Here is a 25,902-nt window from a genome sequence, read left to right as displayed (position 1 = left end):
CGACCCGACGCGGTGCCGGCGTGACCGCGATGGCGGCGCGGCCCTGCTGGCGGGACAGGCCTGATGCCGGGGGCGGTCTCGATTGATGGAGAGGGAATCATGCTCGACCGAAGGGCCTTGTGCGCGGCGGCTCTCGTCGCGGGCTGCGCTGTGCCCGTCCTCGGCGTTCCCGGGGCGCATGCCGCTCCGGTGGCGGGCTCCGGCCGTGCGGCGGTCGCCGGTTCGGCGGTGGTCGCCGCGGCGCGGCCGCGGGCCGGGGCGGTGATCGCGCAGATCCGGATCAGGCGGATGCGGCTGAAGACGAGCGTCAGGCAGGGCGTCGGCGCGGCGGTGCTGCGGCGCGGCGTCGGCCACTATCCGGGGACGGCGCTGCCCGGGAAGGAGGGCAACACCGTCCTGCTCGGCCACCGCACGACCTGGCTGCACCCGTTCAACCGGCTCGACAGGATGCGGCGCGGTGACCGGATCGTCCTGCGCGTGGGCCGCGCGTCCTACGTGTACAGGGTGCGGGCCAAGCGCGTCATCGACCCGAGGGACCGGCGCGCCCTGGAAGCGGTGCCGTTCAAGCGGGCCAGCGAGCCCCACGGCAAGTACGTCACGCTCATCACCTGCACGCCGAAGGGCTCCGACCGGCACCGCCTCGTCGTCGTCGGCAAGATCGACTCCGGGCGCTGACCTCCGCGGCGCGCTCGTCCGCGGCCGGAGGCCGGGCCGGCGCGCCGCCGCTCGGCTCAGCGCCTGCCGTAGAGCGCGATCAGCCCCTCGTAGTCGCCCTTGCCGAGGGTGGTGGGCCCGTCGTCGCAGGACCTGAGGAACGGCGTCATCGCGAGCCCGGCGTGCTCGGTGCCCTCGACGTGGGCGAGGCCGAAGACGTGGCCCGCCTCATGGGTCGCGACCCCCTCGGCGGAGTAGTTCCCCGCCGGGCAGCTCCCGCCCGTCCACCACCGCTTGCCCTGCGCCTGGACCGCCATGTCCGTCTCGACCGTCGTCGGGCCGTTGAACCACGCGCAGGTCGCCGCGAGGACGGGGGTGTCCGCGTTCGGCATGGCCAGCCAGCCGAACGTGTTGACCCCGTCCCGGGTCCCGCAGGTGGCGCCGCCCGTCACGTTCGGCCGCCGGTTGGTCTCCCCCGCGTAACGTTCGGTCACGGCGGGCGGCGGCGTGAAGCGGCCCGCGCCCGTGCAGTCGGTCCGGGCGCCGGCCATGTTGGCGACGCCGTCGGCGATGGGCTTCCTCGGCAGCCTGGCCGCGCCCGCGTAGTAGTTCCACCGGACGGCGGTGCCCTTCGGCCACTTGCTGGGTTCGGGACGGTACGCGTCGTCCTTGCATCCGTCCGACGGCGCCCGGAATCGGCGGGGCCTGCCCGCCGGCTCCCGCCCGGCGTGCGTGCCGATGCTGATCTCACCCGCCCGGTCGTCCACCTCGATGCGCAGCTCGGCGCCGCCGTCGGTGCGCAGCGTGTGCGCCACCAGGGACGTCCCGTCGGACGGGACGACCGCCGCGAGCCCGTTCGCGCCGCGCACCGTCCGGCCGCGCAGGTCGCAGTCGGCGATCTTGATCTTCTGCGGCATCGTGCGGGCCGTGAGCATCCCGCCGGGCCTGCACCAGGTGGGCGGGCGCCGGACCGGCGCGGCCCCGGCCTCCGTGAACGACGTGCACGCCAGGACGGCGGACGCCGCGGCCGCAACCGCGACGGGCCCCGTCCATGGCCGCCGCACCGCTCGTGAAATGTCGCGCATATCGGTTCTCCGAATGTGTGGAAGCGTTGCTCGGAGTCTTCGCGCGGAGCGGGGTGATAAAAACCGCAATCGGATAAAATGATCACCATATCGACAAAGGCGTCATTCGGGAATTGGGCGCTTCCGGATATATGCGGAGAAAGCGGGCTGCGAGGGACGCTGGCGTGCGCGGCAAGAACTTGGTAAATCGTTCCCCATAACTCTGCAAACACGTTTATAGCGACCCTATCCGGAAAAGCAGCAGGTAATGCGGCAACTCGGGATCAAATAGAACACTGCTACCGAGTGGCGGGCACCGCCTCCCCCCTGCCCCCCGCCGTCCGGGAGCGTTCACGGAAGCGGAGGTGCTCAACGTGCAGACGCAGACACAGGTGCGGGAGCTCATGGGCATGAGCGTGACCGACACCCATGGGACGAAGGTCGGCACGGTCAAGCAGGTCTACCTCAACGACGACTCCGGGGCCCCGGAGTGGGTGACCGTGCACACTGGCTGGTTCGGAATGCGTGAGAGCTTCGTCCCGCTGTCCGGGGGCCGCAAGGGCCAGGACACTCTGCAGGTCCCCTACGACAAGGAGACCATCAAGGGCGCGCCGAACGTCGATGCCGACGAGCACCTTTCGCATGCGCAGATCGTGGACCTGTACAGGCACTACGGCGTGCGTCCCCCGGCCGGCCGCCGCACCGGCGGGGAGACGGGCACGTCCGAGACGACCGAGAGCGCGCGCACGGCCGGCACCACCGAGACGAGTGAGACCACCCGCCCCGCGGGCACCGCCCCGCCGAAGGGCGCCGCCGAGACCGCGGGCACGGCCGGAACCGGCGCTGCGGAGACCGGAGGCCGTGCCGAGGCCGCCGGCAGTGCGAACCCCCCAGGGCCGACGGGTCCTGCGGGTATGGCCGTCCACCCCGAGCGCGGCAAGCGCGGTGCGGCCGGCGAGCGGGCCCCCGGGCGGACCATGCCGCCCCAGTCGGCGCGCGAGGGCGCGGAAGCGCCGATGACCGAGATCACCCGCTCCGAGGAGCAGATGCGCATCGGCACCGAGCGGCACGAGGCCGGCCGCGTCCGGGTGCGCAAGTGGATCGAGACCGAGATGGTCGAGCAGACGATCCCGGTCTCGCACGAGGAGATCCGGATCGACCGGGAGCCCATCACGGGCGGCGGCCCGGACCCGAAGGTGACCATCTCCGAGGCCGACCAGGAGATCATCCTTTACGAGGAGCGCGCGGTCATCACCAAGGAGACCGTGCCGGTCGAGCGCGTCCGGCTCCGCACCGAGCAGGTGCAGGACGAGCAGACGGTGCGCGGCGAGCTCCGCAAGGAGCGCATCGAGGTCACGCGTGACGACGGCGCGCGCGGCCCCCACCTGGAGGAGCGAGGTGAGGGCGGCAGCCCGTCCGCGTGACCCGATCCTGAGCCACCCCGGATGACGGCGCGCCCCGTCGGCCGATTCTCACCCGCCGGCCGACGGGGCGCCCGTCCCGGCGCGTGCCGCGAGGCCGCCGGTGGCCGGGTGTGGTCAGCGGGGGTGGTGTGGCGGAGCCTTCAGGGGCGTCCGCCCGCTTCTCGATGCCTGCGTCCACTTCTCGGGACGCGGTGGCCGGGTGGGCGGGGGATGTGCGGGCCCACCCGTGCGAGCGGCTTAGTTCGGCCCATGATTCAACTTGTGAATTTAGTACCCGTCAAGCCCTCTTCCATGATTTCCACAAGGCGGCGGCCGGTGCTGTGAAGATCCATTGACAGCCGGCCGGGCGCCGGGGGAGGTTCCAGATGACGTCGCCGGCGCAGGGGTCATGGCCGTCCGGGCGAGCCATGACCCCGGCGTCCGGCCGCGCGCGGTCCGCCGGGCCGCGCGGCGTCCTTCGGAGCGACCCAGGAGGGACGAGTTGCCACACTCCCACAGACGTGTCATCGCCACCCGGATCGGGCGATCACTGGTCGCGCTCGCGACCGTCGCCGCCCTGCCGTCGGCCGTGGCGGCGCAGCCCGCGCTGGCCGAGGCGCCCCAGCGGGCCCCCTACCTGAACCCGCGGCTCCCCGTCGCGCAGCGGGTGCAGGACCTGCTCGGCCGCATGACGCTGCAGGAGAAGGTCGGCCAGATGACGCAGGCCGAGCGCGGCGCCGTCGACGGCGACCGCGACCAGATCACGAAGCTGGCCCTCGGGTCGGTGCTGTCCGGCGGCGGATCGGTGCCCGCCGACAACACCCCCGCGGGCTGGGCGGACATGGTCGACGCCTACCAGTCCAAGGCGCTCGCCACCCGCCTGAAGATCCCGCTGCTGTACGGGATCGACTCGGTGCACGGCCACAACAACCTCGTCGGCGCCACCGTCTTCCCGCACAACATCGCGATGGGCGCGACCCGCGACCCCGGCCTCGTCCGCCGGGAGGAGCAGATCACGGCCATGGAGACGAGGGCGACCGGACCCCAGTGGGCATTCGCCCCCTGCGTCTGCGTCACCCGCGACCTGCGGTGGGGACGCGCGTACGAGAGCTTCGGCGAGGACCCGCGGCTCGTCATCCAGATGGAGACCGGCCTGGAGGGCTTCCAGGGACGGCGCAAGAGCGACCTGGCCACGAACCGGCACGTCCTGGCGTCCGCCAAGCACTACGCGGGCGACGGCGACACGAAGTTCGGGTCGTCCACCAGCGGGACGTACACGATCGACCAGGGCGTCACCGTCACCGACCGCAAGCACTTCGCCGCGGTCGACCTCGCCCCCTACGTCGTGGCGGTCAAGAAGTACGGCGTCGGCAGCATCATGCCGTCGTTCTCCAGCGTGGACTGGAAGGAGGACGGCGTCGGCAACCCGGTCAAGATGAGCGCGAGCAAGGAGCTGCTGACCGACGTCCTCAAGCAGAAGATCGGGTTCGACGGCTTCCTCATCAGCGACTGGGAGGCCATCCACCAGATCCCGGGCGACTACGCCACGCAGGTCCGCACGTCCGTGAACGCCGGCATGGACATGTTCATGGAGCCCTACAGCGCGCCGCAGTTCGTCCAGACGCTGCTCGCGGAGGTGCAGGCGGGCCGCGTGCCGATGGCGCGGATCGACGACGCGGTCGGCCGGATCCTGAAGGCGAAGTTCGAGCTCGGCCTGTTCGAGCGCCCCTACACCGACCGGAGCAACGCCAAGACGATCGGGTCGCCCGAGCACCGCGCGGTCGCTCGCGAGGCCGTCGCCAAGTCGCAGGTCCTGCTGAAGAACTCCGGGAACGCGCTGCCGCTGAGGAAGAACCAGCGGATCTACGTGGCCGGGACCAACGCCGACGACATCGGCAACCAGGCCGGCGGCTGGACGGTCACGTGGCAGGGCTCGTCCGGCGACATCATCCCGGGCACGACGATCCTGGACGGCATCAAGCAGAACTCGTCCCACGTCACCTACAGCGAGGACGCCTCGGCGCCCACCGCCGGCAGTGACGTCGGCATCGTGGTGGTCGGCGAGACGCCCTACGCGGAGGGCGTCGGCGACGTCGGCAACGGCCACACGCTGAACCTGTCCGACGCGGACAAGGCCGCGATCGACAAGGTCTGCTCGGCGATCAGGACCTGCGTCGTCCTGGACGTCGCCGGACGCCCGCAGATCGTCACCGACCAGCTGCCGAAGACGGACGCGTTCGTCATGTCCTGGCTGCCGGGCAGCGAGGGCGCCGGCGTCGCGGACGTCCTGTTCGGCAAGCGCCCGTTCACCGGCAGGCTGTCGGTGACCTGGCCCACCGGCGAGGGCCAGGAGCCGATCAACGTCGGCGACCGGGACTACCGGCCGCTGTTCCCCTACGGCTACGGCCTGAAGACCCGCGTCCGCGGCTGACGGACGTCCCGCCGGGGGCCGGTCGCCCGCCCCACCCCCAGGGCGGCCGGCCCCCTCGGGCAGCCGTGCGGGTCACGGACCCGCAGGTCACGGCCACCGTGCTCCCCGGCCCGTTTATCCCGTTTCCCACGGGTGAGGCTGCTTCCAGCGCCCGACTGGCGGAGCGCGAAGGGAGAGCGGGTGGAACGGGAGCCGCGGGTGGCGTTCGTCCTCGGGGGCGGAGGCGTGCTCGGCGCGCACGAGGTCGGCATGCTCCGGGCGCTGCGGGAGACCGGCGTGCGCCCCGACCTCGTCGTCGGGACGTCCATCGGCGCGCTCAACGGCGTGCTCGTCGCGGCCGGACCGGACGCGGCGGTCGAGCGGCTCACCAGCCTGTGGTCGGACGAGTCCGTCCGCGAGGTGTTCGGCTCACCCTTCATCTCCCGGCTGTGGCGGCTGGCCCGGTCCGGTACCCACCTGCACTCGAACGAGCCGCTGCGCCGCATGCTGGACGAGCTGCTCCCCGTCCCGTCGTTCGAGGAGCTGGAGATCCCGTTCCAGTGCGTCGCCGCGGGGATCGAGACCGCGATGGCGCACTGGTTCACCGAGGGCCCGCTGGTCCCGGCGGTGCTCGCGTCGTCGGCCGCGCCGGGGCTGCTGCCGCCCGTCCGGATCGGGGAGCGGCACTACTACGACGGCGGGCTCGTCCACAGCATCCCGGTGAGCCGGGCCGTCATGCTCGGCGCCACCGAGATCTACGTCCTGCACGTCGGGCGGATCGAACGCGACCTCGCGCCCCCGCGCTGGCCCTGGGAGGTCGGCCTCGTCGCGTTCGAGATCGCGCGCCGGCACCGGTTCTTCGAGGAGATGGCGACCCTCCCGGAGGGCCTGACCGTCCACGTCATGCCCGCCGGGGCCAGGTCGCAGAAGGCCGGAGTCGACCTCACCCAGGTCCGCTACAGGAACGCGTCCGGAATCCGGGGTCACATCGAACGCGCCTATCAGGCATCGTTGGAGTATCTGAAAGAACGAGCGTGAGATGCTGCCACCCCGAATCGTGCGCCGCCTGGTGTGCACGCCGCTGCTGTTCCTCCTGACCCTCCTGGTCGTGGTGCTGTTCCCGGTCGCCTATGCGGTGGCGTATCTGGCCGGACGCGAGCGGAAGCGGGCCCTGCGCCTGCTGTTCTTCACCCTCACGTGGGGGACCCGGGAGACGTCGGCCGTCCTGGAGTGCGGATGGCTGTGGGTCCGCGGCCGCGCCCGCGACGACCGGAACTACGACATCATCGGCCGCTATGTCGGCGCCCTCTACGCGTCGGCGCAGCGGCGGCTCGGCCTGGACGTCGAGGTGGACGGCACGTGGGACGGCTCCGGCGGCGACCGCCCCCTGATCGTGCTCAGCCGGCACGCGGGACCGGGCGACGCGCTCCTGATCGTCCACCACCTGCTGAGCGAGTACCGGCGCCGCCCCCGCGTGGTCATGAAGGCGATGCTCCAGCTGGACCCCTGCATCGACATCGTCGCCAACCGGGTGCCGAACGTGTTCGTCACCCCGGGCGGCGCCGCCGACGCCGTCGGCCGACTCGCCGAGGGCCTCGGCGGACGCGAGGCGCTGCTGATCTTCCCCGAGGGCGGCAACTTCTCGCCGGAGCGCCGCCGCCGCGCGATCCGCCGGCTGAGCCGGATGAAGCGCGCCGAGGAGGCGACCCGCGCCGCCGCGATGCGCAACGTCATGCCGCCGCGCCCCGGCGGCGTGCTGGCCGCGCTCGAATCCGCCCCCACCGCCGACGTGGTGTTCGTCGCGCACTGCGGGCTCGACCACATGGCCACCGCCGGGGACATCTGGCGGCGCGTCCCGCTGACCGGCCCCGTCCGCGCCCGCTGGTGGCGCGTCCCCGCCGAGGACATCCCCGGCGACCGCGACGCCCGCGTCCGCTGGCTCTACGAGAACTGGGAGCGCGCCGACGCGTGGATCAGCACGCAGCGAGCCCCGGCGCCCAAGTGACATCATGGACACAGTGACATCATGGACGCATGGGCGATGAGGGGTCCGTGCGGGTCGATCTGTGGATCTGGTCCGTTCGGCTGCTGAAGACCCGCTCGATGGCGACGACCGCGTGCCGGGCGGGGCATGTCCGCGTGAACGACGAGCGCGCCAAGCCGTCCACCGCGGTCAAGCCCGGCGACGTCGTCCGGCTCCGCCATGACGGGCGGGAGCGGATCGTCGTCGTGCAGAAGATCGTCCGCAAGCGGGTCGGCGCGCCCGCCGCCCAGGAGTGCCTGATCGACAAGAGCCCGCCCCCGCCGCCGCGCGAGGCGCTCATCCCGGTCGGCCGCCGGGATCGCGGCGCGGGCCGCCCCACCAAGCGCGACCGCCGCGAGCTCGAACGCATCCTCGACCGCTACCGCATCCTGAACAACCCGCCGGAGGACGAGTAGCGGCGAGGCGGGCGAATCAGGGCAGGCCGGGTCAGGGGCCCGCTCCGAAGCGGCGTTCGGACTCCAGCGCAGACGCCACGTCCCGCGGATAGGCGCTCCGCGCCCAGAGCAGCAGCAGGCCGTTGGCCGCCAGCGGCAGCAGCGCCAGCAGGAACACCCGGTCCAGGCCGACCGCCGCCTCCCCGCCGTCCCCGAGCACACCCGACAGCCAGCCGAACAGCACCGGTGCCGCCGCCTCCCCGGACATGCGCACGATCGTCCGGATGGCCTCCGCGCGCCCCCACAGCCGGAAGTGGACGACGTCCAGCCGCACCGCGTCCAGCGGGGGGTTGGCCGCGGCCAGCGCGGCGGCGCCGAGCGCGAACAGCGGCAGCGCGATCAGTGCCTGCTCGGTGAGCAGGCCGGGCAGGAAGAGCAGCGCCGCCACGGCGAACGCCACGGTCGGCACGTCGACCCGTGCGTTCAGCGCGCCGCCGCGCAGGAGCCGGTCGGACAGCCGTCCGCCGACGAGCACCCCGGCGAACGCGGCCACGCCGAGGGCCAGCAGGAACGCCGACAGGCCGCCCCGCCCGACCGCGTACCGGTCCAGCACGAACACCATCCCGAACGTGCGCAGCCCGGAGAAGAAGAAGTAGCCGGCCGCGGACGCCAGGATGATGATCACGTTCGTCCGGATGGTGAGCACGTGCCGGGCCGCCTGGAGCAGCGTCAGGCGCTCGGGGTCGGTGGTGAGGACGTTCCTCGGGTCCGGCTCCACGCCGGCCGCCTGCACCTGCCGCTGCGCGAGCTCCTCTCCGCCGCGTCCGCCGGAGGGCGCCTGCGCGCCGCGCTCCGGCTCGGCCAGCATCCACCACAGCAGCGCGGCGAGGACGAACCCCAGCGCCGCGACGAACCAGAACGCCACCCGCCAGCTCAGGAACGCGGCGATGTTGCCGCCGGCGAGGAGCCCGAACCCGACCCCGACCAGCTCGCCGGCGAGGACGCGCCCGTACGTCGCGGCCCGTTCCTCCGGCGGGAACAGGTCCCCGATCAGCGACGCCACCGTGGGCCCCGCCGTCGCCGTCACGGCGCCCAGCGCCACCCGCGACGCCAGCAGCGACTCGAACGAGTCCGCCAGCCCGCCGACGACCATCGCGAGGCTCCACAGCACCACGCTTCCCGCCAGCAGCGGCACCCGCCGCACCCGGTCGGTGAGCTGCCCCACCGGCACCGTCGCGACCGCGCCGACCGCCGCCGGCGCGGCCGTCAGCACCCCGACCTGCGTGTTGGTGACGTGCAGGGACTGCCGCAGTTCGTGGACGATCGCCCCGATCACCCCGGCGTCCGCCGCGTTCAGCGCCATGACGCAGGCCATCAGCACGACGACGTGAGCCTTGCCGCGGCCCCCCAGCCGGTCCGCCAGCGCGGTTCTCATCTGCCTCCACGGCCGCGGGGTCGGCGCCGGTGCCACCCGGCGTCACCGCCCGTGCGCGACCCGGGTATGTGCGGCCGGGCCGCGGACTCGATGACCTCGTATTCCGCCCCCGGCGCCCCGCCGGGGCGTCAGTCCGCTCTCGCGCCGGGGGCGGGGGCGATGAGCGCGTACATCATCAGGACGCACAGCGCGATGGTCAGCACCGACCAGATCGGGAACGCGGCCAGGAACGCCAGGTGCCCGAGGGCGGCGAGGAAGGCGAAGACGATGCCGATCACCCGCGCCCACATCTGCCCGGCCAGGACCCCGAAACCGATGATGATCTGCAGGGCGCCGAGAGTGAGCCAGAACACCCCCCACGCGGTGAAGTCGAACACCAGGATCTGGCCGGAGTTCGCGACGTAGTAGTCGTCCTTGAACAGGGCCACCACCCCGTCGATGACGTTGAAGGCGCCCACCACGAGGGAGAGGATCCCCGCGAAGGCGAGCCATCCGGAGATCTGGTAGTCCTGGCGGCTCGGGGTCGCCCGACCCCCGTGGGTCATTCTCGTCGTCATGGGACCTCCTGATCGAGCTGCGAGTTCATGCTGTGAAGTCCCCTTTGTCGGATCATGGGGAACCGGGTCGCCGAGGCATTTGAACGCCCCTTGAGGCAAACGTGGGATGGGCGTGCCCGTGGATGACCAAGCCGCCTACGCGGGCTGCGCGAGCTCGGCGACGATGCGCTCGATCTCCCTGAGCGCGTAGCCGGCGATGGCCCGCTGACCCGCCTCGGCGTCCTCGCGGGTCTCCTCCAGGTCGCCCAGGACGACGATGTTCTCGTCGTTCAGCGTCGTCGCGGGCGCGGTGTAGTTGAAGCTTCCGGCGATCACCAGCCGCTCGTCCACGACCATCAGCTTGTGGTGCACCTTCCGCACCCCGGTGCCCGGCCTGTTCGCGAACAGCTTCACCCCGGCGGCCTTCAGCGGCTCGGTCGCGGCCCACGCCTGGACGCCCTGCCCGTGGTCCAGAACCCCGCGGATCCGCAGCGACGGGGCGAGCCGGATCATGGTGTCGTCGATGCCGGACGAGCGGGCGAAGGTGAACATCGCGAAGTCCACGCTCGCCGACGCCTTGAGCATCTGCTTCATGATCTCCATCTCGGGCCCGTGCCGGGGTGCGAACAGCGGCTTCACGCGGACCCCGCCCAGCCGGAACTCCGCCGGACGCGCCTCGGCCCGCTCGTGCAGGGCCCCGAACGTCCCCGACCGCATCCGCAGGAACTCCTCCAGGTAGAGGGAGGAGGCCCGCTGCCCCCGCAGCACCACCACGTGGTTGAGGTTGTTGCCCGCCTTGCCTCCGCTGCCGGCCCCCGCAGGGTTGGTGCCGGTATCGGTGAGCGTGAAGTTCGCCGACCCGGTCAGCACCGCCGCCGTCGACTCCCCCTCGTCCCGCACGATGAACTTCTGGTGGAAGATCGCCGGGTTCAGGTCGGTGACGAGGTCGACCCCCGCCCGCAGCAGCGCCGCGTAGATGAGCCGGTTCTCCTCGTTGGGCCCCGCCGCCGCCCACGGGTCCGCGAGGGGCCGCTCCTCCCGCAGGTAGTCCCCCTCCAGGATGATCTGCACCCGCACCCCGGCCGCCCGAGCCGTCAGGACCGCCTCCGCGATCCCCCGGGAGTCCAGCTCCTGGACCGCTATGCGCAGCGTGTGCCGCGCCCCGCCGATGAACTCCCGGACCACCGCGTCGAGATCGTCGGGCCCGCCCAGCGACGTCGGACCCGCGAACAACTCGATTCCGCCCACGCGAACCGGCATAACATCCCCCAAATCCGACCATCTGCTGACAGTTTTCCCCTGTCCGCCTCCTCCGCTCACCATCGGCGAGGCCACCACCGGCCCAATTCGTGCAGTGGTCATTGTGCAAGAGTTGTTGTGCAAGAGGCTTTGCGCATGTGAGGATGAGCGCGTGATCGATTCGGACGACGTGCCCAAGGTGACCGACTCCCGGGTGCTGGCCGCGATGTCGCATCCGCTCCGCCGGCGCCTCATGGACGTGCTCAAGGTCTACGGGCCGTCCACAGCGAGCGTCCTCGCCGACCGGACCGACCAGGCCGTGGCCAACATCAGCCACCACGTGAAGGTGCTCGCCGCCGCGGGCCTGATCGCGGAGGCGCCGGAACTCGCCCGGGACCGCCGCGAACGCTGGTGGCGGCTCGCCGCGCCCGAGCTCCGCTGGGTGACGGGCGACTTCGACGACGACCCGTCCCGTCAGGCGGTGGCCGACGCGGCGGTCTCGCTCGGCCTCGACCGCCAGATCGGCCTGGTCCGCGCCTGGCACGCCGTCCGGGAGCAGCGGGCGGCGTGGAACGGCGCGGCCTTCTCCGTCGACAAGTGGCTGCACCTGACCCCCGCCGAGCTGGGCGAGCTCGAGCAGGAGATCCTCGCCGTGCTCGACCGGTGGGAGCGGCGGGACGTCCCCGACGACGGGCAGGACCGCGAGCCGGTCTTCCTGTTCGCCCACGGGGTCCCGGCGGAGCCGTGACCGTCCTCGCCCCGGCGCCCCGCGGCCTGCGCCGGCGCCGCGACTTCCGGCTGCTCTGGACCGGCCAGGCCACCGGCAAGCTGGGCAGCAGCGTCACCGGCGTGGCGCTTCCGCTGGTCGCGGTCGCCGTCCTCGACGCGGGCACCTTCCAGGTGGCGCTGCTCTCGGCCGCGGCCTGGCTGCCCTGGCTGCTCATCGGCCTCCCGGCGGGCGCCTGGGTGGACCGCCTTCCCCGCCGGCCGGTGATGCTGGCGTGCGACGTGACGGCCCTGCTGCTCTTCCTCAGCGTCCCGGTGGCCGCCTGGCTCGACCGGCTGACGATCGCCCAGCTGTCGGCCGTCGCACTGGGCGCCGGGTGCACGGGCGTGTTCTTCCAGACGGCCTACCAGGTCTACCTGCCGTCCCTGCTGGAGCGTGACGAACTGGCCGAGGGCAACGCCAAGGTGCAGGCGACCGAGGCCGCCGCCCAGGTGGGCGGCCCTGGCGTGGCAGGCCTGGTCACCCAGCTCGCGGGCGCGGTGAACGCGCTGCTCATCGACGCGGCGAGCTACCTCGTCTCGACCCTGTGCCTCCTGGCCGTCCGGACCCGCGAGTCCCGCCCCGCCCGCGTGCGGCGCGGGTCGCTGCGCGAGGAGATCGCCGAGGGCCTCCGGTTCGTGGCCGGCGATCCCTACCTCCGGGTGCTGACGCTGTTCTCGGCCGCCAGCAACGTCTGCCTGTTCGGATACCAGTCGATCCTGGTCGTGTTCCTGGTCCGCGAGGTGGGCGTCACCCCGGGCATGGTGGGGGCCCTCGCCGCCGCGGCGAGCCTGGGCGCCGTCGCCGGCGCCGCCGCGGCCCCCGTCCCGTCCCGGCGCTTCGGTTCGGCGCGCACCCTGCTCGCCGCCGAGATCGGCGCGGCGCCGTTCGGCCTGCTGATCCCCCTCACCGCACCGGGAGCCGGACTGCTGCTGACCGTCGCCGGCGGGTTCGTCATCGCGGCTGGAGTCGCGGCGGGCAACGTCATCAAGGGCAGCTTCCGCCAGACCTACAGCCCGCGCGCCCTGCTCGGCCGGATCACGGTGACCATGCAACTGGTCAGCTACGGCACCATCCCGCTCGGCGCCCTCCTGGGCGGCGCCCTGGGCACCGCCTTGGGCGTCCGCCCCGCCATGTGGATCAGCACGGGCGGCCTGGCCCTCACGGGCCTGATCCTCCTGACGGGCCCTCTCCGCCACCACAGGGATCTGCCGTCCCACCCCGTCTGAGTGGGGTTTCAGCCGCCGGGTTTGCGTGCCAGGACGAGCCGCCCCCGCGGAGTGCCGTCCTCGCGCGTGCCCAAGGCCGTCAGGGGGACGGTCGTCACGGTGAACCCGGCGGCCGCCAGGTCGCTGCGGAGCGCGTGCAACGGACACGTCCGGTAGTACATGACGAACGGGGGACGCCAGACGGCGTTCCGGACACGCATGACCACGTCGAACCCGAGCAGCGCCCAATACTGGAGGGACGCGATGGGCGGCGGCGCACCGACAGGGAAGGCGAACAGCCCACCGGGCCGCAGGGCGCGGTACACCCCGCCGAAGAGCGCCGGCCGCTCGCTCGGGAGCACGTGCCCGAGCGCCCCGAAGGTGACCGCGAGGTCGAAGGCCTCCCGGAAGGGCAGGTCGCGGACGTCGGCCCGCACCCACCCGGCATCCGGATGTGCTCGCCGCGCCTGCTCGAGCATCCCCGAGCTGAAGTCGACCCCGGTGACCCGCCCATCGCACAGGGGCCCGAGGACCCGCATGCCCGCGCCGGTTCCGCAGCACACGTCCAGCCCCTGACCGAACGGACCGAACGGCCGCAGGGCGCCGGCGGTGGCGTCCAGGACGTGGTCGGGCGTGCGGAAGGGCGTGTGGTCGAACTTGGGAGCGAGCAGGTCATATCCGCGCTCCACCGACGACAACGCCTGGACCGCGAGCTCCCACAAGGACGGCCCTCGCTCCGAAAACACCCCCCAACCCTACGTCCCCGCACCGTCCGAGGCCCTCACGCCTTGGCGCCGCGTTCGCGCAGGGTCGCCACCCCGTCCCCGCTGAGCTCGTCGCAGTAGTCCGCGCGTCCGGTCATCGCCATGATCAGCGCCAGCGTGGAGCCGGACACCGGGGACCCGGAGCCGGCGGTGAAGGGCCCGTCGGTCGCGGCGAGCCGCAGCCCCTCGATCCGGCCCTTGGCCAGGACGACCTGGTCGGAGTCGGCGTAGTACTCGGCCAGCGGGGTGAGCATCGTGATCGGGTGCTCCCGGCGGATGCCGAGCGGCCGCCGGATGTCCTCGCCGTGCACGATCGTCTCCCCGAGCATCGCCATGACCGGCAGCGGCGGCTTGGTGGTGCTGGTGACGGCGCGTCCGAACCTCTCCAGGGTCTCGGCGGGGGACGCCCCCAACTGCTCGTTCAGCCGCATCGCCACCTGCTTGTCGAAGTCGAAGCGGCAGCGGATCACCCCCGCCATCCATCGCACCGGCCCCAGGCTCGCCCCCGCGGTGAGGTGCGCGAGGACCTCGCGGACCGACAACCCGTCGCACAGCGACGGTGTCGCCCACCGTGCCTCGGGCAGAACGGCGAGGTCGGCCGCCAGCGCCGCCCGCTCCTCATGAACGAGCCCCCACAGCTCCGCGCGTGTCGGCTTGCCCGTCTCCGGCGTTACCTCGGTCATGTCGGCCATCCTGGTGTGAGGTCTGGTCTGCGTGTCCTGCCCGAGTGCGGACCTCCGCCACCGCCCGAAATCATCGCCCGCCGTCGAAGGAAACCCGCTTGCGAGCGATGCGGCGCCTCAGCCCGCCCTCACGTCGAGCCGAGGCCTGTGAGCAGCCGCGCCACGTCGAGTCCGGTGTTCAGGTAGTCCACGAACAGGGAGTTGTTCAGCGCCCATTTCGACCGCCGATACCGAAGCAGGAAGACGGCATCGTCGGTGCTGTGGCCCAGAAGCGTGAGGGCATGGGCGATGACAAGGCCGGAACGGTTGTAGCCGGAATGGCAGCGGACCAGCACGCGCCTTCCTTGCCGGACCGACTCCGCGACCGACTCCGCCGCACGGCAGACCGCCTCGATCTGCTCGGCGGTCAGCGGCCCGTCCGGAACCTCGACACGGCGGTGCTCGACCCCGGCGTCCGGACCGTGCCCTTCGCGCACGTACAGACTGATCACGAGATCGAACTCGCGACCGACCACGGCCGGCGTCCGGACACCGGCCGGATCCCGGTAGTAGTGCCCGCCCATCCAGAGCATCGGGACGATCTCGTCCCAGGGCGACTCCGCGTCAGGCGCTCCCCGGCCCTTGGTCCGCATGGCCTACTCCCGCCACCGCCCGACAGCAGCAGGCCGGGCAAGATCAACTGGTCACGGCGTCACCGTACCACCCGCCCCGCCGATCGCCCCGAACTCCAGCCTCTGCTGCGGCGTGTGGGGAAAACGGGCCCGCTTGGTGCATACGGCCAAGAGTGGTCACTTGGGGGTGGGCAGGTGGTGGGTGTCGCGGAGGACCAGGACGAGGGTGGTCAGCAGGCCGAGCAGTCCGAGGCCGGTCGCGGTCGCCGCCGGGTCGGGACCGTCGTTCAGTGAGAAGCCCAGAAGGGCGGTGGCGTTGGCCGTCGCGCCCGCGGTCAGGAACGCCGTGCCCAGGCGAAGACGACCGGCACTCGGCGGGACGACGTGCGGCCCGGCGGCGGCGATCGTCCGGCAGGACTGGACGGCGCCCAGGGCCAGGGCCGTCCACCAGCAGGAGAGCACGACGGCCTGCACGATGTGCGGCTCGCTCGCGGCCCCGGCGCGGACGGCGATGACGGCGCCCGCCCCGAGCGCTGCCGGTACCGCGAGGCGGGACACGGCGATCCGGCACGTGGCCGTGAGCGCGCGGAAGACGGGGAACGGGGCGAGGAGTGCCAGGCCCGCGAGGAGCAGGGCCATCCCGGCCGACATCAGCGGGGAGTGCCCCGCGGCCTGCGCGGACCGTCCACCCAGTTCGGCGGTGGCCAGCGAGGCGAACCAGCAGGCGAGGGCGACCGCCACGGCCATGGTCGTCATCCGCAGCCTGCGCCGGCGCGGCGACGCGCCCGGCCAGACGACCGGGTGCAGCCACAGGCCGGCGATGCCGGCCAGGGTGTCGGGCAGGCTCCGCCAGCGGGCCTCCCGGATCTCGGCCTCCAGATCGGGGCCCCAGCGCGCGCGGACGGGATGGGGATACAGGCTGAGCAGCAGCGGCGCGAGCCTCATGCCGTCCCCACCCCGAGGTCGCGCAGGCCGACCGCGGCGATGTGCGCCATCGCCCGCAACTCCTGCTCCAGCGTGGTCCGGCCTTCGGGGGTCAGGCGGAGCGTGCGCTGCCGGCCTTCCTCGGGCAGCGGCTCGATGAGGTTCTTCGCCTCCAGCCGGGTCAGCGCGCCGTAGAGGCTGCCCGGGCCGAGCCGACGGCCGGTGAGCCGCTCGATCGCCGTGTTGATCGCGTAACCGTGCAGCGGACCGTTCGCGAGGACGGTGAGCACCAGCATCTGCGCGTCGTTGCCGTGCATGGCTCCGATCGTAGTACGCGCCACGATGCTACGCATTACGTATTATGTTCCGCGTACTACTCGTGGCGTACTACGCGCCGCGTACTAGGCGACCGGCGCGTCCCCGACCTGGAAGGCCCGTGATGAGAACCTCCGCCACCCCCGCGACACCGATGATCTGCGCCCGTGGACTGTCCAAACGGTACGGGCGCACGCAGGCCGTCAGCGGCCTCGGCCTCACCGTGGAGGCCGGCCAGATCTGCGGCCTGCTCGGCCCGAACGGCGCGGGGAAGACCTCCGTGATGCGGATGCTGGTCGGCCTGTCCGCCCCGGACGCCGGCGGCGCGACGATCCTCGGGCGGCCGGTCGGCCTCGGCGCCGCGGTGCTCCGCCGCACCGGCGTGCTCATCGACGGCCCGGCGTTCGTGCCCCACCTGTCCGGCCTCGCCAACCTGAAGCTGCTGTGGTCGGCGACCCGGCGCGCCTGGCCGCCGCCCGCGCTGGACGCCGCGCTCGACCTCGCCGGACTCGGCCCGGCGATCGACCGCAGGGCCAAGGGCTACTCGATGGGGATGAAGCAGCGGCTGATGCTGGCGCAGGCGCTCATGCGGGCGCCCGACGTGCTGATCCTCGACGAGCCCGCCAACGGGCTGGACCCCGCCGAGGTGCGGGCTCTGCGCGAACACCTGCGGGCACTGGCCGGACGGGGAGCGGCGGTGCTGCTCTCCAGCCACCAGCTTGCCGAGGTGCAGCAACTGGCGACCCACGTCGTCGTCATGAACCGCGGCCGCCTGGTCACCGCCGGGCCCCTCGCCGACCTGCTGGACGATACCGGCGCCTATCTCGTCCAGGTCGACGACGGCGAGCGGGCGGCCGCCGTCCTCGGCGAGATGGCGGGCGTCGCCACCGTCACGGCCCAGGGCGGCGAAGTCACCGTCGCCGCCCCCGGGGTCCCCTCACGCGATCTCGTCCACGCCCTGGTCACGGCCGGTATCGGCGTCGCCGGCGTGCACCGGGCGAGCCGGTCCCTGGAAGAGGCGTTCCTCACCATCACCCAAGGAGGCGACGGGCATGCTGCGCGTTGAACTGACCAGCCAACTGCTCCGCGTCCGCACCCTCGTGGCGCTCGCCTGCCTGGCCGCCGTCCCCGTCATGGCCGCGCTCGCGACCGCGTCCCATGCCGGGCACCGCAACGGCACCCAGGGCGGCCTGTTCGGCGCGGCCCCTTACTCCGCCCTCAACCACGCCATGGCGAGCCTCCAGTTCATCGCCCCCCTGCTGCTTCCCATCGTGGTCGCGCTTCTGGCCACGGCCATCGGATCCGCCGACCGAGACTGGGGGACACTGCGCTACCTCTACGTCGCCCCGGTCACCCGCTCACGGCTGCTCGCCGGAAAGCTCGCCGCCGTCGCGATCGTCACCGTGGCCGCCACCGCGTGCGTGCTGGTGGCCGGCCTGCTGAGCGGCCTCGCGCTCTTCGGCTGGCATCCCTTCCACATCATCGACGCGCCTGCCCTCACCACCTGCGACGCCATCGCCCGCGTCCTGGCCGCCGGCGGCTACACCGTCCTCTGCATGCTGAGCATCGCCGCGATCGCCCTCGCGCTCGGCCTGCTCCTGCCCCGCGGCGCCGAAGCCCTCGGTACCGCCATCGCCTTCGTCGTCATGGCGACCATCCTCGACGGCCAATCCGCGCTCCACGCCGTGACGGTCGTCCTCCCCGTGCACTACTGGCAGGCCTGGACGCACCTGTTCGACCCGTCCGGCACCACCCACCTCGCCACCGGAACCATCGCCCAACTCGTCACGATCGGCTTGGCCGCCGCCGTTGCCGCCCTCGTCCTCGCAAGACGGGACCCGGCGGCATGACGCGGAGACGGCGTTCGCGTCAGGCCTGCCAGAGGGCGGCCAGTTGGCGGGTGGCGAGGCGGTCGGGGATCGCGCGGAGGGCGGCGTCCCGGAGCCAGGCGGTGGCGCCGGTCCTCGAGGTCAGCCACGACTGCCGGGACGCTTGCGCCATGAGGCGGTTGGCGCGGGGGCGGCGTTCGGCGTCGTAGCGGCGCAGGCGCTCGGCGACCTGCGACGGTCCGGCGTCCTCCAGATGGCGGGTGATCGCGGCGGCGTCCTCGAAGGCCTGGCTGGCGCCCTGACCGAGGTCGGGGGTCATGGCGTGCGCGGCGTCGCCGAGGAGGGCGATCCGGCCGAGGGCGTAGGTGGGGAGCGGTCTGGCGAGGCAGGCGATCGCGTCGACGTAGACGTCGGCGGGCGGGGTGGCCTCGATCAGGGCCGGGACCGCCGGATGCCAGTCGGCCATCAGGGACAGCATCTGCCGGCGTGCCTCGTCTGGGGCGGGCGGGGTTCCGTGCAATGCGGAGTCGGTGAACCAGTACAGGCCGCCGTCCCTCAGCGGGAACAGGCCGAACATCGACCCGGTGCGCCGGTCGACGAGGACGCCGGCCAGGAGGTCGGTGACGTCGAGGCCGGCGGGTGCGGGCAGCGTTCCGCGCAGGTCCAGGCGGCCGACCCGCCGCAGGCCGGGGTGGCCGGGGAAGAGCCGGACGCGCAGCGTGCTGCCGATGCCGTCGGCCACGATCACCGCGTCCGCCGCGTCCACCCGCTCGCCGTCGCTGATCACCGCGACGCCGCTCTCGGCGGGGTCCAGCCGCTCGATCGCGGTCCCCGTGCGCACGGACTCGGGTGGCAGCGGGGCCCGCAGCGCCTGGTGCAGTTCCGTGCGGCCCACGACGGCCGGGGCTCCGACCGTCCGCCGGGCCTCTCCCGCGTCCGTGACCAGCAGCGGCCGCCCCCGCCAGTCCCGCAGCCCGCCGGTGGCGGCGGGCGTCTCCTCGCCGCGGCCGGAGCGGACGGCGTCGCCCAGCCCCAGCGCGTCGAGCGCGCGGACGCCGTTCGGCATGATCACGACGCCGGTGCCCGCCTCCCGGAGTTCGGCGCCGCGCTCGTACAGCACCACCTCGTGCCCGGCCCGACACAGGCCGACGGCGGCCGAGACGCCGCCCAGACCGGCTCCCCCCACGACTACGCGCACGGACTCGCTCCTTACCACTACGATCGTACTAGTACGAAGACTGCCATACGATGACGGGGTGCCGCGGACCAACCCCGGACGGCGCCGAGACCTCACCGATGCCGCCATCGACCTGCTCGCGGCGTCCGGTGCGCATGGCGTGACCCATCGCGCGGTCGAGAAGGCCGCCGGGGTGCCCCAGGGAACGGCCTCGAACTACTTCCCCAGCCGCGAAGCGCTCCTCGTGGCCACCGCGGAACGCGTCGTCGAGCTGCACCACGCCGACATGGACGACGCCGCCCGCCCCGAAAGGGCGAGCGGCGCCGGAATCACCGAGCTGCTGACGGAGTCACTGCTCGCGGCGGCCACCGCGCACCGCACCCGCTATCTCGCGATCTTCGAACTCCAGCTGGAGGCGACACGGCGGCCGGCCCTGGCCGCGGCCCTCGCGGGGTTGCAGGACGCGTCGGTGCGCTTCACCGCCGGCCATCATGCCGAGCTCGACCTCGCCATCCCGACCGAGAAGATCCCCACTCTGATCGCGCTGTACGGCGGCGCGCTGTTCACCCTCGTCACCGCGCCCCCCGAGTACGTGAGCGCGGAATTCGTACGGAGCATCGCGCACTCGATCGTGCACGGCGCCCTCTCCTCATAGCCGCGCCTGAGCAGGGGCCGCAGGAGGTCGCGCCCGTCAGGCCAGTTGGCGAGCGCGCACCGCTCCACCGCCGGGGCGTGGGCGGTGACCGCGCGCGTCCAGGACGGTGCCGGGCAGGGCCTCAGCTGTCAGGCGTGTGGTGCTGCCGGACGGCGTCGAGGACCTCGCCGAGCTGGCCGCGGGCCCGGGCGGAGCGCAGGTGGTCGAGGTAGTCGCGGGACTCGACGATCTTCCCGTCGCGGACCCGCAGGACGAAGACCCCCGGGAACGCGAACGGCTCGCCGGTCTCCACCACGGTCCCCTCGTACTGGAACTCGGCCACGATGACCTCGGGATCCGCGGTCTCGTGGACGGTGATGCCGGTCGGCCGGCGGCGCAGTGTGTGCCCCGTGTGGGCACCGGGCGGGGCGTTGAAGCCGAAGTGCTCGCGCAGCTCCTCGCGGGACCGCAGCGGGGGCGCCTCGAGTGGGTGGAACGGGTGCTCCACGTGCGTCTGCTCGGCGTAGAGGTCGAGCACCTCTTCCCAGCGCTCCTCGCACACGCCGTGCACGAGCTTCAGAAAGACCTCGCGGGGGGTCAGGGGTTCTGGCATGGCATCAAGGTAATTCACTGACGAATTATTCGTCAACGAACTAATTGGAATCGGCGCCGGTGCCATGAGGGCTTCCGTCCGCGCGGTCGCGGGCGAGTGCGACGGTCCCGATTGACGATCTCGGAAGATCGCGACAATCTATGGCTAACCGTTAGCGGTGGCGCCTCCCGAGTCGGCAGGGCGCGGCGGCGGGGGACTCGACGACCTGAACCGGGCTGGGGGCTGAGCGCGATGGGCCGGATGGTGCTGGTGTTCCGCCTCGTGACGGCCGACGTACGCCGGCATCCCGTCCAGGCCGCGATGCTCCTCGTCTCGATCACCGCTGCCACCGCCACGCTGGCCCTGGGGCTGTCACTGGGACAGGCGACCGACACGCTCTTCCGCCAGACCCGCGCGGCCACGGCCGGACCGGACGTCGTAGCGCTCACCCCTGGCACCGGGCGGACCGCGGCTTCGGCCATGGCGGCGCTGGAGCGTGCTCCCGGGGTCGCCGGCCACAGCGGGCCGTACCGCCAGTACTACACGGCGCTGACGGCGCACGGCCTGACGTCGCGCGCGGTGGCGCAGGGCGCCGACGCGGCCCCGGGCCCGATCGATCGCCCGCTGGTGACCTCGGGCGGCTGGGTCCGCCCGGGAGGCGTCGTGGTCGAGCGCGGCTTCGCGGCCGCACTGGGCGTCCGGGTCGGCGACCGCGTCACGGTCGCCGGCCGCTCGCTTCCCGTCGCCGGGATCGCCGTGACCTCGGCGCACACCGTCTACCCGTGGGCGGCGATGAACGGGCCGGGCGGCGGGCCGAGCGACGCCAACGGCCTGGTCTGGGTGAGCCGGACCGACGCCCGGGTGCTGGCGGCCGCCGACCTCCCGGTGACCTCCCTGCTCTACCTGAAGCTGCGGGACCCCGCCGCCGCCCGGGAGTTCGTGGTCTCCCGCCGCCCCTACAGCGACGAGTACCCGACCAACTTCTTCACCTGGCAGTTCATGGCCGAGCAGGACGGGGTCCTGCTCAAGGACAGCCAGCCGGTCCTGGTCGTCGGCAGCTGGCTGCTCAGCCTCCTGGCGATCGCCGGCGTGGCCACGCTGGCTGCAGGACGTGCCGCCGAGCAGACCCGCCGCGTCGGGCTGCTCAAGGCCGTCGGCGCCACTCCCGGCCTGGTCGCCGCCGTCCTGTTCGCCGAGTACCTGACGCTGGCCCTGCTCGCGGACGCGCTGGGCCTGGTGATCGCCCGGCTGGCCGCGCCCGCCGTCGTCAACCCCTCGGGGAGCCTGCTCACCGCCGCCGCCGGCCCGAGCGCCGACACCGTCCTGCTCACGACCGTCGTCGCCCTGGCCGTGGCGGTCCTGACCACTCTCGCCCCGACCGTGCGGGCTCTGCGCACGGAGACCGTCACCGCGCTCGCCGGCACCGCCCGCCGGCCCGAGCGCCGGGCCCGGCTGAACAGGGTGTCGGCGCTGCTGCCGACCCCGCTGCTGCTGGGACTGCGCCTGATCGCCCGCCGTCCCGGCCGCGCCGTCCTGCACGCCTGGAGCATCGCGATCACGATGATCGGTGCGACGGGCATGCTGATGCTCTACGCCCAGCCCGTCTACGACTACGGCCTGGGATCCTCCAAGCTGGGCAACGTGAAGGTCGAGCAAGGACGCCACGCACTGCTCGCCGTCACCGTCGCGCTGGCCGTGCTCGCCGCGGTGAACATCATCACGATCGCCTGGACCACCGCGCTGGAGACCCGCCGCACCATGGCCGTCGCGCGCGCCCTCGGCGCCACCCCCGGGCAGGTCACGGCCGGACTGTCCACCGCGCAACTCCTGCCGACCCTGCCCGGCACCGTCATCGGCATCCCCTTGGGCGTCCTCGCGGCCGGTGAGCTGAGCGCGCCGCCCGCCTGGTGGCTGTGCGCCGCGGCGCTCGTGTCGCTCCTGGCCACGGCGGCGCTCACCGCCCTGCCCGCGCGCATGGCGGCCCGCCGCTCCGTGGCACGCACCCTCAGCGCCGAAGCGCCCTGAGCCCGAACCCGAAGCCGTCCGCCCGCGGGCGGTGAGCGGGCTCCGTGAGGGGGGCGCGGACGGGGGACCTTCGGCCCTAGCCCGCCGGGCCCGGGGGTGTGTTCTGGTGGAAGGAGACGTGGTCGCGGGGCAACCGGCTCCACGCGGCCAAAGCGAGCGAACCGGGGGGAGACGTTCATGGAAACCGGGATTCTGATCAGGTGGGGCGCGCCGCGGCAGGGACGCGAGAAGGACGCGATGGCCCTCTTCCAGAAGTCCGTCGAGCACTACAGCGGCCTCGTCAAGGACGGGAAGCTCACCTACTTCGAGCCCTTCATGCTCGGCAGCGGCGACTCCGAGATCGAAAGCGGCTTCGTCATCATCAAGGGAGAGGTGACCCAGGTGTTCGAGCTGCTCGACGATCAGGCGCACCGCGACCTGATGGCCCAGGGCAGCGTGCTGGTCGAGCACTACCGCCTCGACATGCTCGCCGTCGGCGACAGCATCAAGCGGTGGCTCGGCGACTACGAGCGCGGGCTCACGGCCGTGGGAGCCTAGCCCGGCCGACAGAGCGCCAGGCGTGGAGCCCGCGGGACCAGCGGGGTTCCGGCGTCGTCGAAACGCCCCGGGCCATGAGGCCCCGGGGTGTTTTGACGGGCGCCCGCGCCGCCGCGCGGAGGCCCGTCGGCCGCTCGACCGGGACGGCCTGCTCGCCGCAGACGGACGTGGTGCGCCGGACGGCTCAGGGCCGCTGCTGGATGCGGACCAGGTTGCCCGCGGGGTCGCGGAAGGCGCAGTCGCGGATCCCGTACGGCTGATCGGTCGGCTCCTGGACGACCTCGGCTCCGCCGGCTTGTACCTTCTCGAAGGCGGCGTCGAGATTCCCGGTGGCCAGCAGGATAAAGCCGTAGGTGCCCTTGGCCATCATCTCGGCGATGAGGCGCCGCTCCTCGTCGGTGAACTCGGGGCCGACGGCCGGCGGCGCCAGCAGGATGGACGTGTCGGGCTGGCCCTTCGGCCCGACGGTGATCCAGCGCATCTTGCCCTTGCCGACGTCGTTGCGGACCTCGAAGTCCAGATCGTCGCGGTAGAAGGCCAGCGAGGCCTCCGGGTCGTCGTGCGGAAGGAAGCTCGCGTGAACGGTGATGTCCATGCCGATCACGCTAGTTGCGGCTCCGCGACCCGCGCTTCTCGATTCCTGACCGGTCGCGTCACCCCTTTCGCGACGCACGCCGGCATCCCCTCCGCCCCGTTCGCCGCCTGCCGCCGGTAGACGCTGGGCGGCACACCGACCAGCTCGGTGAAGCGGGTGCTGAAGGTGCCCAGGGACGAGCAGCCGACCGCGAAGCACACGTCGGTCACGCTGAGGTCGCCGCGACGCAGCAGCGCCATCGCGCGCTCGATGCGCCGCGTCATCAGGTAGGAGTACGGCGACTCGCCGTACGCGCGGCGGAACTGGCGGCTGAGGTGCCCGGCAGACATGTGGACGCCGCGCGCGAGCGCCTCGACGTCCAGCGGTTGCGCGTACTCCCGGTCGATCCGGTCCCGAACGCGGCGGAGCCGCGCCAGGTCGCTGAGGCGCTGCGCCTCGATCTGCGCGCTCGCCCATCCTGGGTAGCACATGGGGGATTCCTTCCGTCGATGTCGGCGCGTACCTGGGCCGCGACGGGCGCGGCCTTCTTCGGCTCAGGGCGACGGGGTCTCCCACACGAACCCGTCCGGGTCGGTGAAGGAGCCGGCGTCACCGCCGATCACGATGCGGTGCGAGCCCGTGCCCTCTTCGGGGACGCCGGCGTCCTTGGCGAGGGCACGGCGCTTGTAGAGCGCCAGCTTGATGGGGCTCGACCCGGAGTCGAACTCGACGTACTTGCTGCCGAAGCTCTTCCCCACGGTGAGGCCGCGGTCGAGGTAGAACCGCTTGCTCGCGGCCACGTCCTCGACTCCCAGCAGCAGCACCGTGGCGTCGAACTCCCGGGTGGCCGGGGCCTTGTCCTTCTTCTTGGACGTCGCGACCTTCCAGATCGAACCGTCCGGGGCCTGGACGGTTCCGCCGTAGCCCCAGAGCGACTTCGCGACCGGCTTCAGCACCGAGCCGCCGGCGTCCAGGGCGGCCTGGATGAGCAGGTCGACGTTGCCCGGCTGGGACACGGTGAGCGACAGCGTGAACCCGCGGAACCCGGTGGACGGCGGCTCCGATGCTTGCAGGCGGACCTGCGAGTCCAGTCCGAGGGCTTCGGTGTAGAAGGACTTGGCGGCGGTGGGGTCGGCCACCTCAAGGGTGACGTAGTCGATGGAAGTCATGCCGGTCACGCTAGGCGCGGCTCCACGGCCGGCGCTTCTCGATTCCTGACCGTTCCGGAACCCGCCCTGCCGTCAGGTTCTCAGTCCAAGGGGCGGGTCGCCTGCACGAAGGTGACCCGGCCGAACCTCAGGTCGGCGTGCGCGACCTCCCGGGCGTCGTCGAACCCGGCCTCGGCGAGCAGCGCGACGACGCCGTTGCCACGGTCGCGGGACACGACCGGGCTGTGCGCCGTCCGGGAACGCTTGAGGCCGGGCAGGTGCCGAAGGACGTGGCCCAGGCGGGGACCGTGGCCGTGCGCGGAGTGGCCGGCGTGCTCACCCTCGGACGAGGGGCCGCCGAAGTCGGCGATGGTGACCCTTGCTCCCGGACGAAGGGCACGCAGCGCCTCACGCGCGAACGCCGTCCGGCCGTCGTCATCGAGGTGGTGCAGGGCCAGTGCCGAGACCACATGATCGAGCGACGCGTCCTCCGCGGGGATCCGGTCGGCGTATCCCTGCACGAGGGTGAGATCGACGCCGCGGCGGCGCGCCTTCCGCGCGGCCCTGCGCAGGGCGTCTCCGTCGGGGTCGAGGCCGGTCACCCGCGCGGCCGGCTGGGCCGCGAGCACGGCGAACGACAGGTTGCCGGTGCCGCAGCCGACGTCGGCCACCGCCTGGCCGGGCGCGACGCCGGCGAGGCCGGCCGCGCGCTCGTGCAGCGCGCGGACGCCCGCCACCCTGGAGAAGACGTCATAGAACGGTAGGAGCCAGGTCTTGCCCGCGCCCGGCAGGAACGGGCGGTCCCGCTCCTCGGGGGTCCGCTTGTCGAGGATGCGTACGTCCATGGGTGCCCCTTGTGCGTTCGGTAGAGGTCTGCCCGCGGCGAGCCCGCGCCAGACCCGGTGCCGTCACCTTCGAGTCTTGGACATTCCGCGGTCGCCGAGCAGGACATACGT

28 protein-coding genes are annotated in these 25,902 nt (G+C 72.7%); 13 read left to right on the top strand and 15 right to left on the bottom strand.

The genetic code is table 11. From position 1 onward, the window contains the following. Positions 1–99: 99 nt before the first annotated feature. Positions 100–675 carry a class E sortase gene (locus tag K4S16_RS18545; RefSeq protein ID WP_149260247.1) on the top strand — a complete coding sequence of 192 codons (576 nt, stop codon included), beginning with the start codon at positions 100–102 and terminating at the stop codon, positions 673–675. A 56-nt stretch (positions 676–731) separates the two neighbouring features. Here K4S16_RS18545 and K4S16_RS18540 read toward each other — a convergent pair whose 3' ends face one another. Beyond that, entirely contained in the window at positions 732–1,739 is a 1,008-nt protein-coding gene (locus tag K4S16_RS18540) for a matrixin family metalloprotease (protein ID WP_149260246.1), read from the bottom strand. A gap of 353 nt (positions 1,740–2,092) precedes the next feature. Here K4S16_RS18540 and K4S16_RS18535 point away from each other — a divergent pair, with 353 nt between their 5' ends. The 5 genes from K4S16_RS18535 (at position 2,093) to K4S16_RS18515 (ending at position 7,970) form a co-directional block, all read left to right on the top strand. Beyond that, a complete protein-coding gene (locus K4S16_RS18535; RefSeq protein WP_149260245.1) occupies positions 2,093–3,142 on the top strand; it encodes a DUF2382 domain-containing protein in 1,050 nt (349 codons plus the stop codon). Between the two features lie 481 nt (positions 3,143–3,623). Next, entirely contained in the window at positions 3,624–5,552 is a 1,929-nt protein-coding gene (locus tag K4S16_RS18530) for a glycoside hydrolase family 3 N-terminal domain-containing protein (protein WP_235036906.1), read from the top strand. Positions 5,553–5,732: 180 nt separating this feature from the next. Further along, positions 5,733–6,569 (top strand): patatin-like phospholipase family protein, encoded by an 837-nt coding sequence (locus K4S16_RS18525; protein ID WP_235036905.1) that lies wholly within the window; start codon positions 5,733–5,735, stop codon positions 6,567–6,569. 1 nt (position 6,570) lies between these two features. Further along, the gene (locus tag K4S16_RS18520) at positions 6,571–7,536 is read left to right on the top strand and encodes a 1-acyl-sn-glycerol-3-phosphate acyltransferase (RefSeq protein ID WP_149260243.1); all 966 of its coding nucleotides are present in this window, start codon (positions 6,571–6,573) and stop codon (positions 7,534–7,536) included. Positions 7,537–7,565: 29 nt separating this feature from the next. Next, positions 7,566–7,970 (top strand): RNA-binding S4 domain-containing protein, encoded by a 405-nt coding sequence (locus K4S16_RS18515; RefSeq protein WP_149260242.1) that lies wholly within the window; start codon positions 7,566–7,568, stop codon positions 7,968–7,970. A gap of 31 nt (positions 7,971–8,001) precedes the next feature. Here the strand turns inward: K4S16_RS18515 and K4S16_RS18510 are convergent, their stop codons facing one another. From K4S16_RS18510 to K4S16_RS18500, 3 genes are all read right to left on the bottom strand, one after another. Then, positions 8,002–9,384, bottom strand: coding sequence for an MFS transporter (locus K4S16_RS18510; RefSeq protein ID WP_149260241.1), 1,383 nt, complete (start codon positions 9,382–9,384; stop codon positions 8,002–8,004). A 128-nt stretch (positions 9,385–9,512) separates the two neighbouring features. Beyond that, the gene (locus K4S16_RS18505) at positions 9,513–9,941 is read right to left on the bottom strand and encodes a hypothetical protein (RefSeq protein ID WP_149260240.1); all 429 of its coding nucleotides are present in this window, start codon (positions 9,939–9,941) and stop codon (positions 9,513–9,515) included. Between the two features lie 135 nt (positions 9,942–10,076). Then, positions 10,077–11,168: a phosphatidylserine/phosphatidylglycerophosphate/cardiolipin synthase family protein gene (locus tag K4S16_RS18500; RefSeq protein ID WP_160160949.1), complete on the bottom strand. Its 1,092-nt coding sequence runs from the start codon at positions 11,166–11,168 to the stop codon at positions 10,077–10,079. A 163-nt stretch (positions 11,169–11,331) separates the two neighbouring features. Here K4S16_RS18500 and K4S16_RS18495 point away from each other — a divergent pair, with 163 nt between their 5' ends. Continuing rightward, entirely contained in the window at positions 11,332–11,907 is a 576-nt protein-coding gene (locus tag K4S16_RS18495) for a helix-turn-helix transcriptional regulator (RefSeq protein WP_200841963.1), read from the top strand. Continuing rightward, positions 11,904–13,154, top strand: coding sequence for an MFS transporter (locus K4S16_RS18490; RefSeq protein WP_149260238.1), 1,251 nt, complete (start codon positions 11,904–11,906; stop codon positions 13,152–13,154). Before K4S16_RS18495 ends, K4S16_RS18490 begins: the two co-directional genes overlap by 4 nt. An 8-nt stretch (positions 13,155–13,162) precedes the next feature. On the opposite strand, the gene K4S16_RS18485 is transcribed toward K4S16_RS18490, so the two are convergent. From K4S16_RS18485 to K4S16_RS18465, 5 genes are all read right to left on the bottom strand, one after another. Further along, the gene (locus K4S16_RS18485; RefSeq protein WP_149260237.1) at positions 13,163–13,879 is read right to left on the bottom strand and encodes a class I SAM-dependent methyltransferase; all 717 of its coding nucleotides are present in this window, start codon (positions 13,877–13,879) and stop codon (positions 13,163–13,165) included. A 35-nt stretch (positions 13,880–13,914) separates the two neighbouring features. Next, entirely contained in the window at positions 13,915–14,580 is a 666-nt protein-coding gene (locus K4S16_RS18480; protein WP_200841962.1) for a maleylpyruvate isomerase family mycothiol-dependent enzyme, read from the bottom strand. Between the two features lie 128 nt (positions 14,581–14,708). Then, positions 14,709–15,212 carry a dual specificity protein phosphatase family protein gene (locus tag K4S16_RS18475; protein ID WP_149260235.1) on the bottom strand — a complete coding sequence of 168 codons (504 nt, stop codon included), beginning with the start codon at positions 15,210–15,212 and terminating at the stop codon, positions 14,709–14,711. A gap of 156 nt (positions 15,213–15,368) precedes the next feature. After that, on the bottom strand, positions 15,369–16,136 hold the full coding sequence (locus K4S16_RS18470) for a hypothetical protein (RefSeq protein WP_149260234.1): 768 nt from the start codon (positions 16,134–16,136) through the stop codon (positions 15,369–15,371). Beyond that, positions 16,133–16,432, bottom strand: a complete 300-nt coding sequence (locus tag K4S16_RS18465) for a PadR family transcriptional regulator (RefSeq protein WP_149260233.1) — start codon at positions 16,430–16,432, stop codon at positions 16,133–16,135. The genes K4S16_RS18470 and K4S16_RS18465 overlap by 4 nt, the downstream gene beginning before the upstream one ends. 122 nt (positions 16,433–16,554) lie before the next feature. On the opposite strand from K4S16_RS18465, the gene K4S16_RS18460 reads away from it, so the two are divergent. Further along, positions 16,555–17,496: an ABC transporter ATP-binding protein gene (locus tag K4S16_RS18460; RefSeq protein WP_160160948.1), complete on the top strand. Its 942-nt coding sequence runs from the start codon at positions 16,555–16,557 to the stop codon at positions 17,494–17,496. Then, complete coding sequence (locus tag K4S16_RS18455; protein ID WP_149260231.1) at positions 17,483–18,280, top strand: ABC transporter permease; 798 nt, start codon at positions 17,483–17,485, stop codon at positions 18,278–18,280. Before K4S16_RS18460 ends, K4S16_RS18455 begins: the two co-directional genes overlap by 14 nt. 19 nt (positions 18,281–18,299) lie before the next feature. On the opposite strand, the gene K4S16_RS18450 is transcribed toward K4S16_RS18455, so the two are convergent. After that, a complete protein-coding gene (locus tag K4S16_RS18450; RefSeq protein ID WP_160160947.1) occupies positions 18,300–19,457 on the bottom strand; it encodes an FAD-dependent monooxygenase in 1,158 nt (385 codons plus the stop codon). A gap of 58 nt (positions 19,458–19,515) precedes the next feature. On the opposite strand from K4S16_RS18450, the gene K4S16_RS18445 reads away from it, so the two are divergent. Next, positions 19,516–20,091, top strand: a complete 576-nt coding sequence (locus K4S16_RS18445; RefSeq protein ID WP_149260229.1) for a TetR/AcrR family transcriptional regulator — start codon at positions 19,516–19,518, stop codon at positions 20,089–20,091. A 121-nt stretch (positions 20,092–20,212) separates the two neighbouring features. Here the strand turns inward: K4S16_RS18445 and K4S16_RS18440 are convergent, their stop codons facing one another. Then, positions 20,213–20,683, bottom strand: a complete 471-nt coding sequence (locus K4S16_RS18440; RefSeq protein ID WP_149260228.1) for a nuclear transport factor 2 family protein — start codon at positions 20,681–20,683, stop codon at positions 20,213–20,215. A gap of 240 nt (positions 20,684–20,923) precedes the next feature. Here K4S16_RS18440 and K4S16_RS46490 point away from each other — a divergent pair, with 240 nt between their 5' ends. Both K4S16_RS46490 and K4S16_RS18430 read left to right on the top strand, forming a co-directional pair. Further along, the gene (locus tag K4S16_RS46490; RefSeq protein ID WP_268843257.1) at positions 20,924–22,687 is read left to right on the top strand and encodes an FtsX-like permease family protein; all 1,764 of its coding nucleotides are present in this window, start codon (positions 20,924–20,926) and stop codon (positions 22,685–22,687) included. Positions 22,688–22,864: 177 nt separating this feature from the next. Beyond that, complete coding sequence (locus K4S16_RS18430) at positions 22,865–23,224, top strand: hypothetical protein (protein WP_149260226.1); 360 nt, start codon at positions 22,865–22,867, stop codon at positions 23,222–23,224. Positions 23,225–23,408: 184 nt separating this feature from the next. On the opposite strand, the gene K4S16_RS18425 is transcribed toward K4S16_RS18430, so the two are convergent. From K4S16_RS18425 to K4S16_RS18410, 4 genes are all read right to left on the bottom strand, one after another. Beyond that, on the bottom strand, positions 23,409–23,819 hold the full coding sequence (locus tag K4S16_RS18425; RefSeq protein ID WP_149260225.1) for a VOC family protein: 411 nt from the start codon (positions 23,817–23,819) through the stop codon (positions 23,409–23,411). Between the two features lie 5 nt (positions 23,820–23,824). After that, positions 23,825–24,289: a helix-turn-helix transcriptional regulator gene (locus tag K4S16_RS18420; RefSeq protein WP_149260224.1), complete on the bottom strand. Its 465-nt coding sequence runs from the start codon at positions 24,287–24,289 to the stop codon at positions 23,825–23,827. A gap of 63 nt (positions 24,290–24,352) precedes the next feature. After that, positions 24,353–24,967: a glyoxalase gene (locus K4S16_RS18415; protein ID WP_149260223.1), complete on the bottom strand. Its 615-nt coding sequence runs from the start codon at positions 24,965–24,967 to the stop codon at positions 24,353–24,355. Positions 24,968–25,047: 80 nt separating this feature from the next. Beyond that, positions 25,048–25,791 (bottom strand): class I SAM-dependent methyltransferase, encoded by a 744-nt coding sequence (locus K4S16_RS18410; protein WP_149260222.1) that lies wholly within the window; start codon positions 25,789–25,791, stop codon positions 25,048–25,050. Between the last annotated feature and the right edge of the window lie 111 nt (positions 25,792–25,902).

This window comes from Actinomadura sp. K4S16, from assembly GCF_008327685.1.
GTDB lineage: Bacteria > Actinomycetota > Actinomycetes > Streptosporangiales > Streptosporangiaceae > Spirillospora.
Note: the sequence above shows the minus strand (reverse complement) of the source record. Positions and strands in the feature narration are given on the sequence as shown.

Coding starts and splice junctions, on each gene's coding strand:
- K4S16_RS18515 (WP_149260242.1), top strand. CDS start 7,566: ATGGGCGATGAGGGGTCCGTGCGGGTCGATCTGTGGATCTGGTCCGTT.
- K4S16_RS18425 (WP_149260225.1), bottom strand. CDS start 23,819: ATGGACATCACCGTTCACGCGAGCTTCCTTCCGCACGACGACCCGGAG.
- K4S16_RS18545 (WP_149260247.1), top strand. CDS start 100: ATGCTCGACCGAAGGGCCTTGTGCGCGGCGGCTCTCGTCGCGGGCTGC.
- K4S16_RS18510 (WP_149260241.1), bottom strand. CDS start 9,384: ATGAGAACCGCGCTGGCGGACCGGCTGGGGGGCCGCGGCAAGGCTCAC.
- K4S16_RS18540 (WP_149260246.1), bottom strand. CDS start 1,739: ATGCGCGACATTTCACGAGCGGTGCGGCGGCCATGGACGGGGCCCGTC.
- K4S16_RS18505 (WP_149260240.1), bottom strand. CDS start 9,941: ATGACGACGAGAATGACCCACGGGGGTCGGGCGACCCCGAGCCGCCAG.
- K4S16_RS18460 (WP_160160948.1), top strand. CDS start 16,555: ATGAGAACCTCCGCCACCCCCGCGACACCGATGATCTGCGCCCGTGGA.
- K4S16_RS18470 (WP_149260234.1), bottom strand. CDS start 16,136: ATGAGGCTCGCGCCGCTGCTGCTCAGCCTGTATCCCCATCCCGTCCGC.
- K4S16_RS18455 (WP_149260231.1), top strand. CDS start 17,483: ATGCTGCGCGTTGAACTGACCAGCCAACTGCTCCGCGTCCGCACCCTC.
- K4S16_RS18520 (WP_149260243.1), top strand. CDS start 6,571: ATGCTGCCACCCCGAATCGTGCGCCGCCTGGTGTGCACGCCGCTGCTG.
- K4S16_RS18430 (WP_149260226.1), top strand. CDS start 22,865: ATGGAAACCGGGATTCTGATCAGGTGGGGCGCGCCGCGGCAGGGACGC.
- K4S16_RS18410 (WP_149260222.1), bottom strand. CDS start 25,791: ATGGACGTACGCATCCTCGACAAGCGGACCCCCGAGGAGCGGGACCGC.
- K4S16_RS18440 (WP_149260228.1), bottom strand. CDS start 20,683: ATGCCAGAACCCCTGACCCCCCGCGAGGTCTTTCTGAAGCTCGTGCAC.
- K4S16_RS46490 (WP_268843257.1), top strand. CDS start 20,924: ATGGTGCTGGTGTTCCGCCTCGTGACGGCCGACGTACGCCGGCATCCC.
- K4S16_RS18480 (WP_200841962.1), bottom strand. CDS start 14,580: ATGACCGAGGTAACGCCGGAGACGGGCAAGCCGACACGCGCGGAGCTG.
- K4S16_RS18420 (WP_149260224.1), bottom strand. CDS start 24,289: ATGTGCTACCCAGGATGGGCGAGCGCGCAGATCGAGGCGCAGCGCCTC.
- K4S16_RS18415 (WP_149260223.1), bottom strand. CDS start 24,967: ATGACTTCCATCGACTACGTCACCCTTGAGGTGGCCGACCCCACCGCC.
- K4S16_RS18475 (WP_149260235.1), bottom strand. CDS start 15,212: ATGCGGACCAAGGGCCGGGGAGCGCCTGACGCGGAGTCGCCCTGGGAC.
- K4S16_RS18465 (WP_149260233.1), bottom strand. CDS start 16,432: ATGCACGGCAACGACGCGCAGATGCTGGTGCTCACCGTCCTCGCGAAC.